This window comes from Bradyrhizobium ingae (assembly GCF_055791185.1).
On the sequence record NZ_JBVUBB010000003.1, the window covers coordinates 171,068 to 186,275 of the forward strand.

General features: G+C 64.5%; 14 protein-coding genes. All 14 read left to right on the forward strand.

What is annotated here, in order from left to right:
• The first annotated feature begins 111 nt into the window (after positions 1 to 111).
• The 14 genes from ACV1FX_RS05820 to ACV1FX_RS05885 all read left to right on the forward strand — a co-directional run bounded on the left by ACV1FX_RS05820 (position 112) and on the right by ACV1FX_RS05885 (position 15,171).
• A complete protein-coding gene (locus ACV1FX_RS05820) occupies positions 112 to 771 on the forward strand; it encodes an HAD family hydrolase (protein WP_473116599.1) in 660 nt (219 codons plus the stop codon).
• 8 nt (positions 772 to 779) lie between these two features.
• Positions 780 to 1,730, forward strand: coding sequence for a sugar-binding transcriptional regulator (locus tag ACV1FX_RS05825; protein WP_473116833.1), 951 nt, complete (start codon positions 780 to 782; stop codon positions 1,728 to 1,730).
• 234 nt (positions 1,731 to 1,964) lie between these two features.
• The gene (locus tag ACV1FX_RS05830) at positions 1,965 to 3,218 is read left to right on the forward strand and encodes an ABC transporter substrate-binding protein (RefSeq protein WP_473116834.1); all 1,254 of its coding nucleotides are present in this window, start codon (positions 1,965 to 1,967) and stop codon (positions 3,216 to 3,218) included.
• A gap of 91 nt (positions 3,219 to 3,309) precedes the next feature.
• Positions 3,310 to 4,182, forward strand: coding sequence for a carbohydrate ABC transporter permease (locus tag ACV1FX_RS05835; RefSeq protein ID WP_473116600.1), 873 nt, complete (start codon positions 3,310 to 3,312; stop codon positions 4,180 to 4,182).
• A 3-nt stretch (positions 4,183 to 4,185) separates the two neighbouring features.
• Positions 4,186 to 5,016 (forward strand): carbohydrate ABC transporter permease, encoded by an 831-nt coding sequence (locus ACV1FX_RS05840; RefSeq protein ID WP_473116601.1) that lies wholly within the window; start codon positions 4,186 to 4,188, stop codon positions 5,014 to 5,016.
• 18 nt (positions 5,017 to 5,034) lie between these two features.
• The gene (locus tag ACV1FX_RS05845) at positions 5,035 to 6,042 is read left to right on the forward strand and encodes an ABC transporter ATP-binding protein (RefSeq protein ID WP_473116602.1); all 1,008 of its coding nucleotides are present in this window, start codon (positions 5,035 to 5,037) and stop codon (positions 6,040 to 6,042) included.
• Between the two features lie 113 nt (positions 6,043 to 6,155).
• Positions 6,156 to 6,929, forward strand: coding sequence for an SDR family NAD(P)-dependent oxidoreductase (locus ACV1FX_RS05850; protein ID WP_473116603.1), 774 nt, complete (start codon positions 6,156 to 6,158; stop codon positions 6,927 to 6,929).
• Between the two features lie 29 nt (positions 6,930 to 6,958).
• Positions 6,959 to 8,614 carry an FGGY-family carbohydrate kinase gene (locus tag ACV1FX_RS05855; RefSeq protein WP_473116604.1) on the forward strand — a complete coding sequence of 552 codons (1,656 nt, stop codon included), beginning with the start codon at positions 6,959 to 6,961 and terminating at the stop codon, positions 8,612 to 8,614.
• A 22-nt stretch (positions 8,615 to 8,636) separates the two neighbouring features.
• Positions 8,637 to 9,572, forward strand: a complete 936-nt coding sequence (locus tag ACV1FX_RS05860; protein ID WP_473116605.1) for a carbohydrate kinase family protein — start codon at positions 8,637 to 8,639, stop codon at positions 9,570 to 9,572.
• Between the two features lie 120 nt (positions 9,573 to 9,692).
• The gene (locus ACV1FX_RS05865; protein ID WP_473116606.1) at positions 9,693 to 11,114 is read left to right on the forward strand and encodes an amidase; all 1,422 of its coding nucleotides are present in this window, start codon (positions 9,693 to 9,695) and stop codon (positions 11,112 to 11,114) included.
• A gap of 190 nt (positions 11,115 to 11,304) precedes the next feature.
• Positions 11,305 to 12,255 carry an ABC transporter permease gene (locus ACV1FX_RS05870; protein WP_473116607.1) on the forward strand — a complete coding sequence of 317 codons (951 nt, stop codon included), beginning with the start codon at positions 11,305 to 11,307 and terminating at the stop codon, positions 12,253 to 12,255.
• On the forward strand, positions 12,252 to 13,148 hold the full coding sequence (locus tag ACV1FX_RS05875) for an ABC transporter permease (protein WP_473116608.1): 897 nt from the start codon (positions 12,252 to 12,254) through the stop codon (positions 13,146 to 13,148). Before ACV1FX_RS05870 ends, ACV1FX_RS05875 begins: the two co-directional genes overlap by 4 nt.
• The gene (locus ACV1FX_RS05880) at positions 13,148 to 14,164 is read left to right on the forward strand and encodes an ABC transporter ATP-binding protein (protein WP_473116609.1); all 1,017 of its coding nucleotides are present in this window, start codon (positions 13,148 to 13,150) and stop codon (positions 14,162 to 14,164) included. Before ACV1FX_RS05875 ends, ACV1FX_RS05880 begins: the two co-directional genes overlap by 1 nt.
• Before the next feature lie 8 nt (positions 14,165 to 14,172).
• Entirely contained in the window at positions 14,173 to 15,171 is a 999-nt protein-coding gene (locus tag ACV1FX_RS05885) for an ABC transporter ATP-binding protein (RefSeq protein ID WP_473116610.1), read from the forward strand.
• Positions 15,172 to 15,208: the final 37 nt, after the last annotated feature.

A 15,208-nucleotide genomic window follows, 5' to 3' on the forward strand; every position in this document is an offset into this window, starting at 1 on the left:
CTCGTCGCTGACGCTCCGCGCATGCACCCCCCACCTCCGTTTCCTGCCCCCGGACGCAACCCCGCATAGTGAGCTATTGCCCAGTTCGTGAGTATATGATCGTATGTCGCGATGGACGCCGCCAAGCCAGACCTGGTCATCTTTGACTGCGACGGTGTGCTCGTGGACAGCGAGCTCTTGAGTTGCCGCTGCCTGTCCGAGGTGCTGTCCGAATTCGACATCGCGCTCAGCGAGGAGGAGGCGCTCGAGCTTTTCCTGGGGCGCAGCACGAAGGCGATCGAGCAGCATTACCGAGATCTTGGCCAGGCCGTGCCGGATAGTTTCGTGCCTCGCTTCAAGGCGAGGGTGCTGAGCACCTTTGCAGGCGCATTGCAACCGATCCCCGGCATCGGCGCGGTGGTGTCGGAGTTGAACAGGCCGTTTTGCGTGGCCTCGTCGAGCGACATCGATCGCGTCTCGCTTTCCCTCGATGTCACCGGCCTCAAGCCGCATTTCGGCGACCGGCTCTACACCGCGCAGATGGTGAGGCACGGCAAGCCGGCGCCCGACCTCTTCCTCTATGCCGCGGAGAAGATGCGCACTGATCCTGCGCGCGCGCTGGTTATCGAGGACAGCGTCAGCGGCGTGCAGGCGGCCAAGACCGCGGGCATGACTGTCTGGGGATTTGTCGGCGGAAGCCATTATCGCGCTCGCGACGGCCGCGCTATATTGGCTGCCGCCGGAGCCGATCGGGTCTTCGCGCAGATGACCGATTTCTGGAAGGACGCGTGACGCCGGCCATGGCGATGGAGAACGAAAAATCCAGGCTCGACGATGCCGCACGCGCCGGCTGGCTCTATTTCATTGCCGGTCACACGCAGGACGAGATCGCCAAAGTGCTTCAGGTCTCGCGCGCCTCGGCGCAGCGGCTGGTTTCGCTGTGCCTGGCCGAACGCCTGATCACCTTTCGTCTCGAGCATCCTATTGCCGCCTGCATGGAACTGGCGGCGCAGCTGAAGCAGCGCTTTGAGCTTGCCCATTGCGAGGTCGTGCCGGCAGACCCCGCGGCGCCGCAGGCGACCGCGGGAATTGCCGAGCGCTGCGCCAACCTCCTGGACTCGACGCTGCGCTCCGAGACACCGGTCATCGTGGCGCTCGGCACCGGGCGCGCGGTGCGCGCGGCGGTGGAGCGCGTGACCCCGATCGAGCGGCCGAATCACCAGATCGTCTCGCTGGTCGGCAACATCTCCGCGGACGGTTCGGCGAGCTTCTATGATACCGTCGGGCGCCTGGCGGACCGCACCGGCGCGCGGCATTATCCGATGCCGCTGCCGTTCCTGATGTCGTCGGAGGACGAGCGCAACAAGATGGGGCGGATCGAGCCGATCGCCAAGGTGAAGGCGATCGCGACCAAAGCGGACTTGCGGCTCGTCGGCATCGGCCAGATGGACCAGAAGGCGCAGGTGCATGTCGACGGCTTCGTCACGCGCGACGAGTTGTTCGAGATGATGCGGCTCGGCGCCATCGGCGAAATCACCGGCTGGGCCTATGATGCCAAGGGCCGCCTGCTGAAGGGCGGCACCAACAAGCGCCTCACCAGCATCCCGCCCGAGGTGCCGGTCAAGACCACGACGATCGGAGCGGCGGTCGGCGCGGCAAAAGTGCCGGCGATCGCGGCCGCACTGAATGGCCGTCTGATCAACGGCTTGATTACGGACGAAGCGACAGCCCGCGCGATCCTCGAGCGCTGAAGCCGCGGCGTCGCCGCGTATCTCCACCAGTATCCCTGTTGCATCTCTCTTGCACTGCACCACCCTGAATTGAGGGGAGGGCGCGCGCGCGTGCTTGACAAAGGGGTGGCCTTGAGTTGAACATACGCCCAACGCGTGGGCAGATGCTCAAAACGCGAGTATAGGGAGGTCACCGTGAAAAAAGTCCTAGGCGCCGTCTGCGGCGTGTCTGCACTGCTGTTTTCCGTCCCCTCGATGGCCGAAACGACCCTGACGATCGCCACCGTGAACAACAGTGACATGATCCGCATGCAGGGACTGACCAGCGAATTCACCGCGAAGAACCCCGATATCAACGTGAAATGGGTGACGCTCGAGGAGAACGTGCTGCGCCAGCGCGTCACCACCGACATCGCGACCAAGGGCGGGCAGTTCGACGTCCTCACCATCGGCACCTACGAGGTGCCGATCTGGGCCAAGAAGGGCTGGCTGGTGCCGCTCGCCAATCTCGGCGCCGACTACGACGTCGCCGACCTCTTGCCGAAAATCAAGGATGCGGTCTCCGTCGACGGCAAGCTCTACGCCGCGCCGTTCTACGGCGAGAGCTCGATGATGATGTACCGCACCGATCTGTTCGAGAAGGCCGGCCTGAAAATGCCGGAAAGCCCGACCTGGGATTTCGTGATCGATGCGGCCAAGAAGCTCACGGACAAGAATGCCGGCGTCTACGGCATCTGCCTGCGCGGCAAGGCCGGCTGGGGCGAGAACATGGCGTTCCTGACCGCCATGTCGAACTCCTACGGCGCGCGCTGGTTCGACGAGAAGTGGGAGCCGCAGTTCAACTCGCCGGAATGGAAGAAGACGCTGACGACCTACGTCAATCTCATGAAGGAAGCCGGCCCTCCCGGCGCGAGCTCGAACGGCTTCAACGAGAACCTGGCGCTGTTCAACGCCGGCAAGTGCGCGATGTGGATCGACGCGACGGTTGCGGCGTCCATGGTCTCCAATCCGAAGGAATCGAAGGTCGCCGACAAGGTCGGCTTTGCCTTGGCGCCGAACACCGGGCTCGGCAAGAACGCGAACTGGCTGTGGGCCTGGAGTCTCGCAATCCCCGCCGGTTCGAAGAAGTCGGACGCGGCCGAGAAGTTCATCGCCTGGGCGACGAGCAAGGACTACACCAAGCTCGTGGCCTCGAAGGAGGGCTGGGCCAACGTTCCGCCGGGCACGCGGACCTCGCTCTACCAGAATCCTGACTACCTGAAGGTCGCGCCGTTCGCGAAGCTGACGTTGGCCTCGATCGACGCGGCGGACCCGAACAAGCCGACCGTGAAGCCGGTGCCTTATGTCGGCGTGCAATATGCCGCGATCCCCGAGTTCCAGGGGCTCGGTACGCAGGTCGGACAGCAGTTCTCCGCTGCATTGTCCGGATCGACCACGGTCGATGCCGCGCTTTCGGCGGCGCAATCCACCACCGAGCGCGAGATGAAGCGCGCTGGCTATATCAAGTAAGACCAAGGCTCACCCTCCTGAGAGCCTAACCTGCGGCCATCCAGCTCTAGGGATGGATGGCCGCCTTCTTCCCCGAAGAGGAGAAGAGAGCATGGCAACCAAGCAGACGCAGTATCTTGCGCGCTCGCTCCTGGCCCCGGCCGTCGGGCTGCTGTTCATCTGGATGATCGTTCCGCTCGCGCTGACGCTCTATTTCTCGACGCTGCATTACAGCCTGCTCGATCCCGGCTCCGAAGCGTTCGTGGGCCTGGAAAACTTCCGTTACTTTCTGACCGATCCGGCCTTTCTCGCCTCGCTTCAGAACACGTTGGTCCTGGTCGGCTCGGTGCTGGCGCTAACCATTTTGCTCGGCATCCCCCTGGCGCTCCTGCTCGACCAACCCGTGGTCGGCCGCAATATCGTGCGGCTGATGGTGATCGCGCCGTTCTTCGTGATGCCGACGGTGAGCGCGCTGGTCTGGAAGAACCTCTTGATGCATCCGGTATCCGGATTGTTTGCCTGGCTTGCGAAGCTGTTCGGGCTGACGCCGATCGACTGGTTCAACGACGCGCCGATGCTCGCCATCATCCTGATCGTGGCCTGGCAGTGGCTGCCGTTCGCGACCCTCATCCTCCTGACCGCGCTGCAATCGCTCGACGAAGAGCAGAAAGAGGCCGCCGAGATGGATGGCGCCAGCGGGCCGTCGACCTTCATCTACATCACACTGCCGCACCTGGCGCGCCCGATTACCGTGGTGGTCCTGATCGAGACGATCTTCCTGCTCACGGTGTTTGCGGAGATTTTCGTCACAACTGGCGGTGGACCGGGATTGCAGACCACCAATATCGCCTTCCTGATCTATTCGCAGGCGCTGATCCAGTTCGACGTCGGCAGCGCCTCGGCGGGCGGCCTCGTCGCGGTGGTGATTGCCAATATCGTCGCCTTCTTCCTCGTCCGCATCGTCGGCCGCAACCTGGAGGCCTAAGACATGGCACGGATCGCAACGGCGCAGCGGGTGGCGGTATCGACGGCAGCCGCCTGGCTGTGCGGTTTCCTGATCTTCTTCCCGATCCTCTGGATGGCGCTCGCAAGCTTCAAGACCGAATTGGAGGCCTTTGCGATTCCGCCTTCATTCCTGTTCTTCCACTGGACTCTCGAAAATTACGCGACGGTGCAGGAGCGCAGCGACTACCTCCACCATGCACTGAACTCGATCATTATCGCCGGCGGCTCGACGCTGATCGCGCTGTTGATCGCCATTCCGGCCGCGTGGTCGATGGCGTTCTCGCCCACAAAACGCACCAAGGACATCCTGCTCTGGATGCTCTCGACCAAGATGATGCCGCCGGTTGGCGTGCTGGTGCCGATCTACCTGATCTACAAGAATGTTGGCCTGCTGGATTCGCGCATCGGTCTCATCTTCATCCTGTGCCTCGGCAATTTGCCGATCGTGATCTGGATGCTCTTTACGTATTTCAAGGAGATTCCGCGCGACATCCTGGAAGCGGCGCGCATGGACGGCGCCACCGTCGGCCGCGAGCTCGTCTATGTGTTGACGCCGATGGCAATCCCCGGCCTGGCGTCGACCCTGCTGCTCAACCTCATCCTCGCCTGGAACGAGGCGTTCTGGACGCTCAACCTGTCGACGTCCGAGGCAGCGCCGCTGACGGTGTTCATCGCTTCCTATTCGAGTCCCGAAGGATTGTTTTGGGCAAAATTGTCGGCGGCCTCCACGCTGGCAATCGCGCCCATTCTCGTCCTCGGTTGGTTCAGCCAGAAGCAGCTCGTGCGCGGGCTCACCTTTGGCGCGGTCAAGTAGCGAAAGGGCTGTCGCATCATGGGTCAAATCACACTTCAAGGCGTGCAGAAGGCCTTCGGGCCGGTGCACATTATCAAGGGCGCCGACCTCGACATTGCGGACGGTTCCTTTGTGGTGTTCGTCGGGCCATCCGGTTGCGGCAAGACCACGCTGCTGCGGCTGATCGCCGGACTCGAAGACGTGACGGATGGACGGATTCTCATCGACGGCAAGAACGTCGTCGCCGTTCCACCCGCCAAGCGCGGCCTGTCGATGGTGTTCCAGTCCTACGCGCTGTACCCTCATATGAGCGTGCGGGGCAATATCGGCTTTGGGCTCAAGATGGCGGGCCTCGCAAAGGAGGAGATCAACCGCAAGGTCGAAGCGGCGGCCGCGACCCTCAACCTCACGCCCTATCTCGAGCGAAAGCCGCGCGAGCTGTCCGGCGGCCAGCGCCAGCGCGTCGCGATCGGGCGCGCGATCGTCCGCGAGCCCAAGGCGTTCCTGTTCGACGAGCCGCTGTCGAACCTCGACGCCGCGTTGCGCGTGCAGATGCGGATCGAGGTGACGCGGCTTCAGAAGCAGCTCGGCACCACCGCGATCTACGTCACCCATGACCAGGTCGAGGCCATGACGATGGCCGACAAGATCGTCGTGCTCAATGGCGGAAAAATCGAGCAATATGGTTCACCGCTCGAGCTCTACGAGAGGCCCTCCAACCTGTTCGTCGCGGGCTTCATCGGCTCGCCCAAGATGAACTTCGTCACCGGCGAGCCCGCCCTCCAGCGTGGTGCGTTCACGATCGGCGTGCGGCCCGAACATTTGAAGATCGAGCGCGATGGTGGAGGCGGCTGGCCGGGCACGATTGCGGTCGCCGAGCATCTCGGCAGCGACACGTTTCTTTATGTCGACGCCGGCCAGCTCGGCATGCTCACGGCACGCTATATCGGCGAGTTGAGCCTACATGCAGGCGACCGCGTGTCGCTGGTGCCCGAACCTGCACGCATTCACCGCTTCAACGAGGGCGGCAACGCAATCCGGGGCTAGAGCATGATCCGGACCCGAAGGGCCGCGTTACCGCAGAACGTGCAGCGGTTTTCCGGAAAGATCATGCTCGGACAAGAACCTCAGCTGGGCGAACAAGAAACGGGAAAAGCAACATGTACCTGGAAAAATTCAAGCTAAGTGGCAAGACCGCGATCATTACGGGCGGCGGGCAGGGCATCGGGCTCGCCTGTGCCGACGCGCTGGCAGAAGCCGGCGCCAAGGTGATCATCGCCGACCGCGACGGCAAGGTTGCCCAGGCCGCTCAAGCCGGCCTCAAGGCCAAGGGTTACGATACCGAAACCGTGGTCATGGATGTGACCGACACCAGGCGCGTTGCCGATGTGGCGAATGAACTCGTCGCCCGTCACGGCAAGGTCGATATTCTCGTCAACAATGCCGGCATTGCCCGCAGCGAGACCCCGGCGGAGACCGTGACGGACGAGCACTGGCTCAACGTCATCGACGTCAATCTGAATGGGACCTTCTGGTGCTGCCGCGAATTCGGCAAGCACATGCTCAAGGCGAAGGCGGGAACCATCGTCAACGTCGGCTCGATGTCGGGATTCATCGTCAACAAGCCGCAGGAGCAGTGCTTCTACAACGCCTCCAAGGCCGCGGTACACCATCTGACTAAGTCGCTTGCCGCGGAATGGGGCGCGCGTGGCATCCGCGTCAACGCGGTGGCGCCGACCTATATCGAAACGCCGCTGAACGCCTTCGTGAAAAGCAATCCCAGAATGTACGACGCCTGGATCGGTGGAACTCCGATGGCGCGGATGGGGCAGGTGGAGGAGATCGCCTCGGTCGTGCTGTTCCTGAGCTCCGAGGCGGCAAGCCTGATGACGGGCAGCATCGTGCTAGTGGATGGCGGTTACACTTGCTGGTAGGCTCCTCGTCAAAATTGACGGGAGCGACAATGCCGCAGGCGTATATCGGTGTCGATGTCGGGACGACCAGCACGCGGGCAGGGGTTTTCGACGAGGCAGGCAATCTGCTGGCGACCGCGCGGCATCCGATCAGGATCTGGCACGAAGCCGGCGATATCGTCGAGCAGTCGTCGTCGGACATCTGGGACGCCTGCGCGAAATCCGTCCGCGCGGCCTTGGCCGAGGCGGGGATTGCGCCTGATACCGTGCGCGGCATCGGCTTCGATGCCACCTGCTCGCTGGTCGTGCTCGGCAAGGACGGCGAACCGGTCACGGTGAGCGCCTCCGGCGACAGCCAGCGCAACGTCATCGTCTGGATGGATCACCGCGCCACGACCGAGGCGCGTCTGATCAATGAGACGCAGGACGATGTGCTGCGCTATGTCGGCGGCTCGATCTCGCCCGAGATGGAGATGCCGAAGCTCTTGTGGCTGAAGCGGCATCTGCGCCAGAGCTTCGATGCCGCCGGCCATTTTTTCGACCTGGCGGATTATCTGACCTGGCGCGCGACCGGCTCGCTCCAGCGCTCGACCTGCACGGTGACCTGCAAATGGAACTATCTGGCGCATGATGGCGGCGGTTGGAGCGCGCCGTTCTTCCAGCGCATCGGGCTCTCGGAACTGGTTGCGGAGAAATATGCCCGGATCGGTATAGAGATCGTCGCACCCGGCACGCGGCTCGGCGAGGGCCTGACCCGAGCAGCGGCATCCGACCTTGGCCTGACACCCGGCACGCCGGTCGGCGCGTCCCTCATCGATGCTCATGCCGGCGGCGTCGGAGCGATCGGCGGACGGGATAGCTCCGGCGGCACCGCCGACGTCTGCGATCGCCTTGCCTATATCATGGGGACATCCGCCTGCATCATGGCGACGACCACCGAGCCGTGTTTCGTCCCCGGCGTGTGGGGCCCCTATTACTCCGGCATGGTGCCGAACTTCTGGTTGAACGAGGGCGGGCAATCGGCTGCGGGAGCCGCGATCGACCACCTTCTGAGGTCGCATGCAGGATATGCCGAGGCGAGCACGGCCGCGCGCAAGGACGGGCTTGATATCATCGACTTCCTGGAGAAGCGCATCATCGCGCGCGCGGGCGATGTGAGCCGTGCCGCGCTGCTGGCGCGTGACATTCACGTTCTCCCGGAGTTCATCGGCAACCGGTCGCCTTACGCCGATCCCGATACGCGCGCGGTGATCGCAGGCCTCGATCTCGATACCGACATCGGCGCGATGGAGCGCCTGTTCGTTGCCGGGCTCTGCGGTCTTGCCTATGGTCTTGCCGAGGTGATCGAGGCCTTTGCCGCGCACGGCGTTCACTCCAGCATCATGATCATGGGAGGTGGGGCAAGCCGCAGCCCGCTGGTGCGGCAGATCATGGCGGATACCACGGGGCTGACCGTCGCATTGCCGCAAACCAGGGAGCCGGTGTTGCTCGGTGCCGCGATGCTCGGAGCGGTCGCCGGCGGCGCGTTTGCCTCGATCGGCGAGACCATGGCAAAAATGTCGGCGCTCGGCCGCCTCAGCGAGCCGACGGCGCCGGGCATGGCCGAGTTTCACAGCCGCAAGCGAAGGGCCTATAAGATGCTGCGCGAGGTCGATCGCGGCAGTCGCGAAGCGATGACCGGCTTTGAGCTGACGCTGCCGGGATAAGGGCAAGATAAGGGTTCGGGTGATGCTGCTCAGTTGTGGCGATGCGCTGATCGATTTTGTGCCGACGCGCGCGGCGGACGGCCGCGACGCAGTGATGCCCGCGGTCGGCGGCTCCTGTCTCAACGTGGCGATCGGCATGGCGCGGCTGGGCGCGCCGAGCGGTTTCGTCGGCGGCCTCTCGACGGACATGTTCGGGCAGATGATCGCGGCGCATGCCGAGGCGTCCGACGTCGCGCTCCGCTACGCCACGCGCAGCGATCGCCAGACCACGCTCGCTTTCGTGCGCATCGTTGCCGGCGAGTCGCATTACGCCTTCTACGACGCCGAGACTGCGACGCGGAACTGGACCTATCGGCGCGGGTCGATCCCCTTCGAGACCATCGAAGCGGTCCATGTCGGCTCGACGACGCTCGTCAACGATACCGGTGCGGCCGAGACCGAGGCCCTGATCGCCGACGCCAAGGCGTCCTCGACGATCTCGTTCGATCCGAACTGCCGGCCCAACCTCGTCAAGGACAAGCCGTCCTATGTCGCGCGCATGGCCGATTTCGCTGCGAACGCCGATATCGTCCGCATGTCCGATGTCGATTTCACGTACCTCTATGGTGACGAGCCGTACCAGCGGAAGGCCGATGCGTTGCTTGGGCAAGGCGCCAAACTCGTCGTCATCACCCGCGGCATCGACGGCGCCGTCGCCTGGCACAAGACGGCGGGAAAGATCGAGGTCGCTGCGCCCAAGGTGACGGTTGCCGACACGATCGGCGCCGGCGACAGCTTTCAGGCGGCGCTGCTGTTCGCCCTGCACAAGCAGGGACGGCTTCGACGTCAATCCCTGGAAGACATCGGCGCCGACGAGCTGCGCCGGGCGCTGTCCTTTGCGGCCAATTGTGCCGGCTTTACCTGCACCCGGCCCGGCGCCGACCCGCCGCGCCTCAGCGAGATCGACTGGCGCTGGTAGGCATCCGGGCGCTCGCCATCCAAGGATGTTCCCCGGGACTGCGGCCATGCGCGGGCGGAAATGGACAGGGCCCCTTGAGGCTGCCAAGTTCGCGGCAACCTCACGCGAGCCTGTCCCGACATGAGTGAAGATCTCTCTTTTCTATCGGCCGTTGAACTGCGCGGACGCATCAGCCGCAAGGAGATTTCTCCTGTCGAGGTCACGCGCGCCGTGCTCGCTCGCGCCGAAACATTGCAGCCGAAGCTGAACTGTTTCATTACGCTGTGTGCCGACGAGGCTGTTGCCCAGGCGCATCAAGCGGAGCGCAAGGTGATGTCCGGTGAGCAGCTCGGCCTGCTTCACGGCATTCCCGTTACGATCAAGGACATCGTCAACACCAAGGGGGTGAAAACCACCTTCGGCGCAGTTCCCTACAAGGACAATGTGCCGGCGGAGGACGCTGTGGCCGTGGCACGGCTGCGCGCCCACGGCGCGATCCTGATCGGCAAGACCACGACGCCGGAATTCGGCTCGAAATGCCTGACCGACTCGCCGCTGTTCGGCCGCACCCGCAACGCGTGGGACGCGCAGCGTTCCTCTGGCGGCTCCAGCGGGGGCGCCGCAGTGGCGGTTGCCAGCGGCATCGCGCCGCTGGCGATCGCAACCGATGGCGGCGGCTCGACCCGGATTCCCGCGGCTTGCAACGGCGTCGTCGGCTTGAAGCAGAGCAACGGCGTGATCCCGCACAGCCAGGTGCAGGATGCCTTCGGTAACCAGACCTATGTTACGCCGACCACGCGCACCGTCGCCGACACCGCTTTGATGATGCAGGCCATGGCGGGTGAGGATCCCTGCGATCCATGGTCGATCGGCATCCCCGTGCCCGATTTCATCGACACTGCGGCGCCGCGCGGCGATCTGCGCGGACAGAAGATCATGTACTGCCTGTCGCCGCCGGGACGGCCGGTCTCGGCCGATGTTGCGATTGCCTTCAAGGCAAGCCTCGACCGGCTGGCAAATCTTGGCGCCGACCTCGAGGAGTTCTCCGGCGAGGGGTTCGACATCGAGCCGATCTGGCGCGCGATCAACCATACCGTTTGGCGAACGCGTTTCGCCAAGCTAGCGGCCGACCACAAGGACGAGTTGAGCGAAGCGTTCCTCAAGCAGCTTGCGCTCGCCACGAAGGTGAGCGGTGTCGACTACCAGGAGGCGATGTTCGCGCGCACGGCATTATTCCGCCGCGTGCAATCGCTGCTTGCCCGCGGCCACTTGCTGGCGATGCCGACCCTGACACGGACGGCATTGCCGATCGACCAGGATCTGTTCGGTAGCATCGAGATCGACGGCAGGAGCTTTGACAGCGTCCGGCCGCACTGGTTCCCCTGGACCATGCTGTTCAACATGACCGGCCACCCCGCGATCAGCCTGCCTTGCGGGTTCGGCCGGGACGGGCTGCCGATCGGCCTTCAACTCGTCGGCCGCTTCCGCGGCGATGCCGAGTTGTTGCGTGTGAGCGCGCTGTTCGAGGCCTCACACGATCTCTTGGCCCGCCGGCCCGGCTGAGGTGGGACATATGCACCAGGGCACATGCACCAAGGCACTTGCGCCCGGCGCCGGGACATGTTGATCGTGCCGCTGATGAGCCCTGACCCCGACCGCGCATGAACCTATTTGTCCCAATGGGGTACGGTGCCCGCAACACCCTCGGTGTCGTCCTGGCGAAAGCCAGGACGACGTCGGAGCTCGTGAGCGCATGAGCGTATTTGTTTTACGACGGTTTGTGACCTTGCTGGCCACGCTGGTCGGCGCGTCCCTCATCATTTTCCTGGTGCTGGACGCGCTTCCGGGCAACGCTGCCCAGATGCTGATGGGCGCCGATGCTTCACCGGATGCGGTGCGCGCGCTGACCATCAAGCTCGGCCTCGATCAACCGCTCATGGTGCGCTACCTGCAATGGGTCAAGGGCATGGCGGTGGGCGATCTCGGCAACAGCTATGTCTACGGTACGCCCGTCGCCGGGCTGATCGCGGAGCGGCTGGTGCTGACCATTCCGCTCGCGATCATGTCCATGCTGATCACGGTGACGCTCGCGCTCGCCGCCGGCATCTACACTGCCGCCAATCACAACAAGCTCGGCGATGTCGGTGTGATGTCGCTGACCCAGGTCGGCATCGCGCTGCCGAATTTCTGGTTCGCCATTCTGCTGATCCTGCTGTTCTCTGTGAAGCTGCAATGGCTCTCGGCCGGCGGCTTTGCCGGCTGGGACGATGGCATCTGGCCGGGCGTCAAATCGCTGCTGCTGCCGGCGATCTCGCTCGCCGTGGTGCAGGCCGCGATCCTGGCCCGCGTCACGCGCTCGGCAGTGCTGGAGGTGCTGCGCGAAGATTTCGTCCGCACCGCGCGCGCCAAGGGGCTCGGCAAGCGCGAGGTGCTCTGGAGCCACGTGCTGCGCAACGCGATGATCCCCGTGATGACCGTGATGGGCCTGCAATTCGCCAATCTCCTGGCCGGAACCATCGTCATCGAGAACGTCTTTTATCTGCCCGGCCTCGGCCGGTTGATCTTCCAGTCGATCGCCAATCGCGACCTGATCGTGGTGCGCAACTGCGTGATGCTGCTCGCGGCCATGGTCGTCATCGTCAATTTCGTGGTCGATGTGCTCTATGCCTTCATCGATCCCCGTATCAAGGTCCACGACCTGTGAGTGATCCGCTGACCGCCGCTGTCGGCCTGCCGACGACTTCCGCGCCGTCGCGGCCTGCGACGGGCTTCTGGCGCCGTGCGCTTCGCCACCGTAGCTTTGTCCTCGGCACCGTACTGGTTCTTCTGGTGGTCGGCTCGGCGCTTCTCTCGCTGGTGTGGACGCCGTGGTCGGCCTACGAGATCGACATCGCCTCGAAGCTCAAACCGCCGTCGTTCTCGCACTGGCTCGGCACCGACTCCTTCGGACGCGACATCGTCTCGCTGCTGCTGATCGGTGCGCGCTCGACCATTCTGGTCGGCATCATCGCGGTCGGCATCGGACTGACCTTCGGCGTCTGCCTTGGCCTGATCGCTTCCGCGCGCAAGGGCTGGACGGAAGAGCTCATCATGCGCATGAGCGATTTCACCTTCGCCTTTCCGGCCGTGCTGTCGGCGATCATGCTCGCCGCGGTGGTCGGCCCCGGCATGCTGACCTCGATCACGGCGATCGGCATCTTCCAGATTCCGATCTTCGTTCGCGTCACCCGCGGCTCCGCCAACGCAGTCTGGGCGCGCGAGTTCGTGCTGGCGGCGCGCGCATCGGGGAAGGGAGCCTTTCGCATCACCATCGAGCACGTGCTGCCGAACATCCTGTCGATCCTGATCGTGCAGGCGACGATCCAGTTCGCGCTCGCGATCCTGGCCGAGGCCGCGCTGTCCTATCTCGGGCTCGGCACGCAGCCGCCGCAGCCCTCCTGGGGCCGCATGCTGAACGACGCGCAGACGCTGCTGTTTCAGTCGCCGATGCTTGCGGTCTATCCGGGCGCAGCGATCGCGGTGGCCGTTCTCGGTCTCAATCTACTCGGTGACGGATTGCGCGATCTGCTCGATCCTCGGCTGGCGCGGGAGCGATGATGATGGGCAATCCCGCAAACTCGCCGCTGATCGAGGTCGATAATCTCGGCGTCCGTCTCAACACCAGCCGTGGCCCCGCGCAGGCCGTTCGCGGCATCGGTTTTTCCCTGAGGCGCGGCGACACGCTGGGACTGGTCGGCGAGTCCGGCTGCGGCAAGTCGGTCACCGCGCTCGCGCTGATGGGCCTATTGCCGGAGAGCGCCGCTGTCACGGGCAGCGTCCGCCTGGACGGCCGCGAGCTCGTAAAACTTTCCGACGCGGATTACTGCAAGCTGCGCGGCAACCGCATCAGCATGATCTTCCAGGAGCCGATGACCTCGCTCAATCCGATGCACACGATCGGGCATCAGGTTGCCGAGCCGCTGCGGCGCCACAAGAATTATTCGGCGGCACAGGCGCGCGCCGAGGCGATCGCCTTGCTCGACCGCGTCGGCCTCCCGGACGCGGCAAAGCGCGTCGATGCCTATCCGCATCAATTCTCCGGCGGCCAGCGCCAACGCGTCACCATCGCCATGGCGCTCGCCTGCGAGCCGGACCTGTTGATCGCGGACGAGCCGACCACCGCGCTCGACGTCACCATCCAGGGGCAGATCCTCGACCTCATCGCCGATCTCGTCGAGGAGCGGGGCATGTCGATGATTTTGATCTCGCACGATCTCGGCGTCATCGCCGAGAACGTCGAGCGCATGATGGTGATGTATGGCGGCACGGTGGTCGAGAGCGGACCAACCGACGACGTGTTCAGGCGCATGGGCCATCCCTATACGCAAGGCCTGTTCCGTGCCCGGCCTCGGCTCGGCGCGCGGAAGGGGACGCGGCTGAAGACCATCGCCGGCACGGTCCCGGAGCTCGCCGATCTGCCGTCGGGCTGCACGTTTGCCGATCGTTGCCCGCTCGTGATCGATCGCTGTCGCTCCGCGCTTCCGCCGATGGTGGAGGTCGGACCCGGCCACGGCGTGCGCTGCATCAGGACGGATGTGTCAATGGCGGATCGCATCGGTGCGGTGTCCGCATGACTGGCAGCATGCAACCGCTTCTCGATGTGAAGGATCTCGTGCAGCGCTACACGCTGCCGCGCGAAAGCCTGTTTCGCCCACCGGGCCAGGTGCTGGCGCTCAACGGCGTGAGCGTACGGATCGAGGCCGGAAAGAGTCTCGGCGTGGTCGGCGAATCCGGCTCGGGCAAGTCGACGTTTGCCCGCGTGGTGATGGCGCTGGAGCGGCCGACCTCGGGGCGGGTAGAATTGCTCGGCCGCGACCTCAATCGATTGCCCGCAGATGAGCTGCGCCGCGCGCGGCGCGATTTTCAAATGGTGTTCCAGGATCCGTACGGATCGCTCGATCCGCGCCAGACGATCGCGCGGATCGTCGCCGAGCCACTCACCGCGCTGGAGCGGACCGATCGCACGACGCTGCGCGCGCGGGTCTCCACAGTGCTGCGACAGGTCGGCCTGCGCGATGCCGACATGGACAAATATCCGCACGAATTCTCCGGCGGCCAGCGCCAGCGCATCGCGATCGCGCGCGCGCTGATCACCCAGCCAAAACTGATCGTCGCCGACGAGCCTGTCTCGGCTCTCGACGTTTCCGTGCAGGCGCAGGTCTTGAACCTGATGCAGGATCTTCAGGAGCAGTTCGGCCTGAGCTACATTCTCATCAGCCATGATCTCGCGGTCGTGGACTATCTCTGCGACGAAGTCGCGGTGATGTATCTCGGCCGGATCGTCGAGCAGGGCCGACCGGAGGACCTGTTCGAACATTGCGCCCACCCCTATACGCGCGCGCTGCTGGAGGCCGTGCCGCGTACACACGCCGGGCGTGTGCGCCGCCGCCGCGGCGCGCAGGCGATCGCCTCGCAATCATCAGCTGCGACCGGATGCCCCTATACTTCGCGCTGTCCGCTCGCCGACCAGCATTGCCGCGAGGCCGCCCCTGCGCTACGCAGGATCGGAGAGACGCATCTTGCGGCGTGCCACAAGGCCGAACAGGTGATGGCGCAGCCAGCCGTGACGGATGTCGGTTAGCGTCAGGCTGCGGATTGGCATAGATTGATCGGTCAAT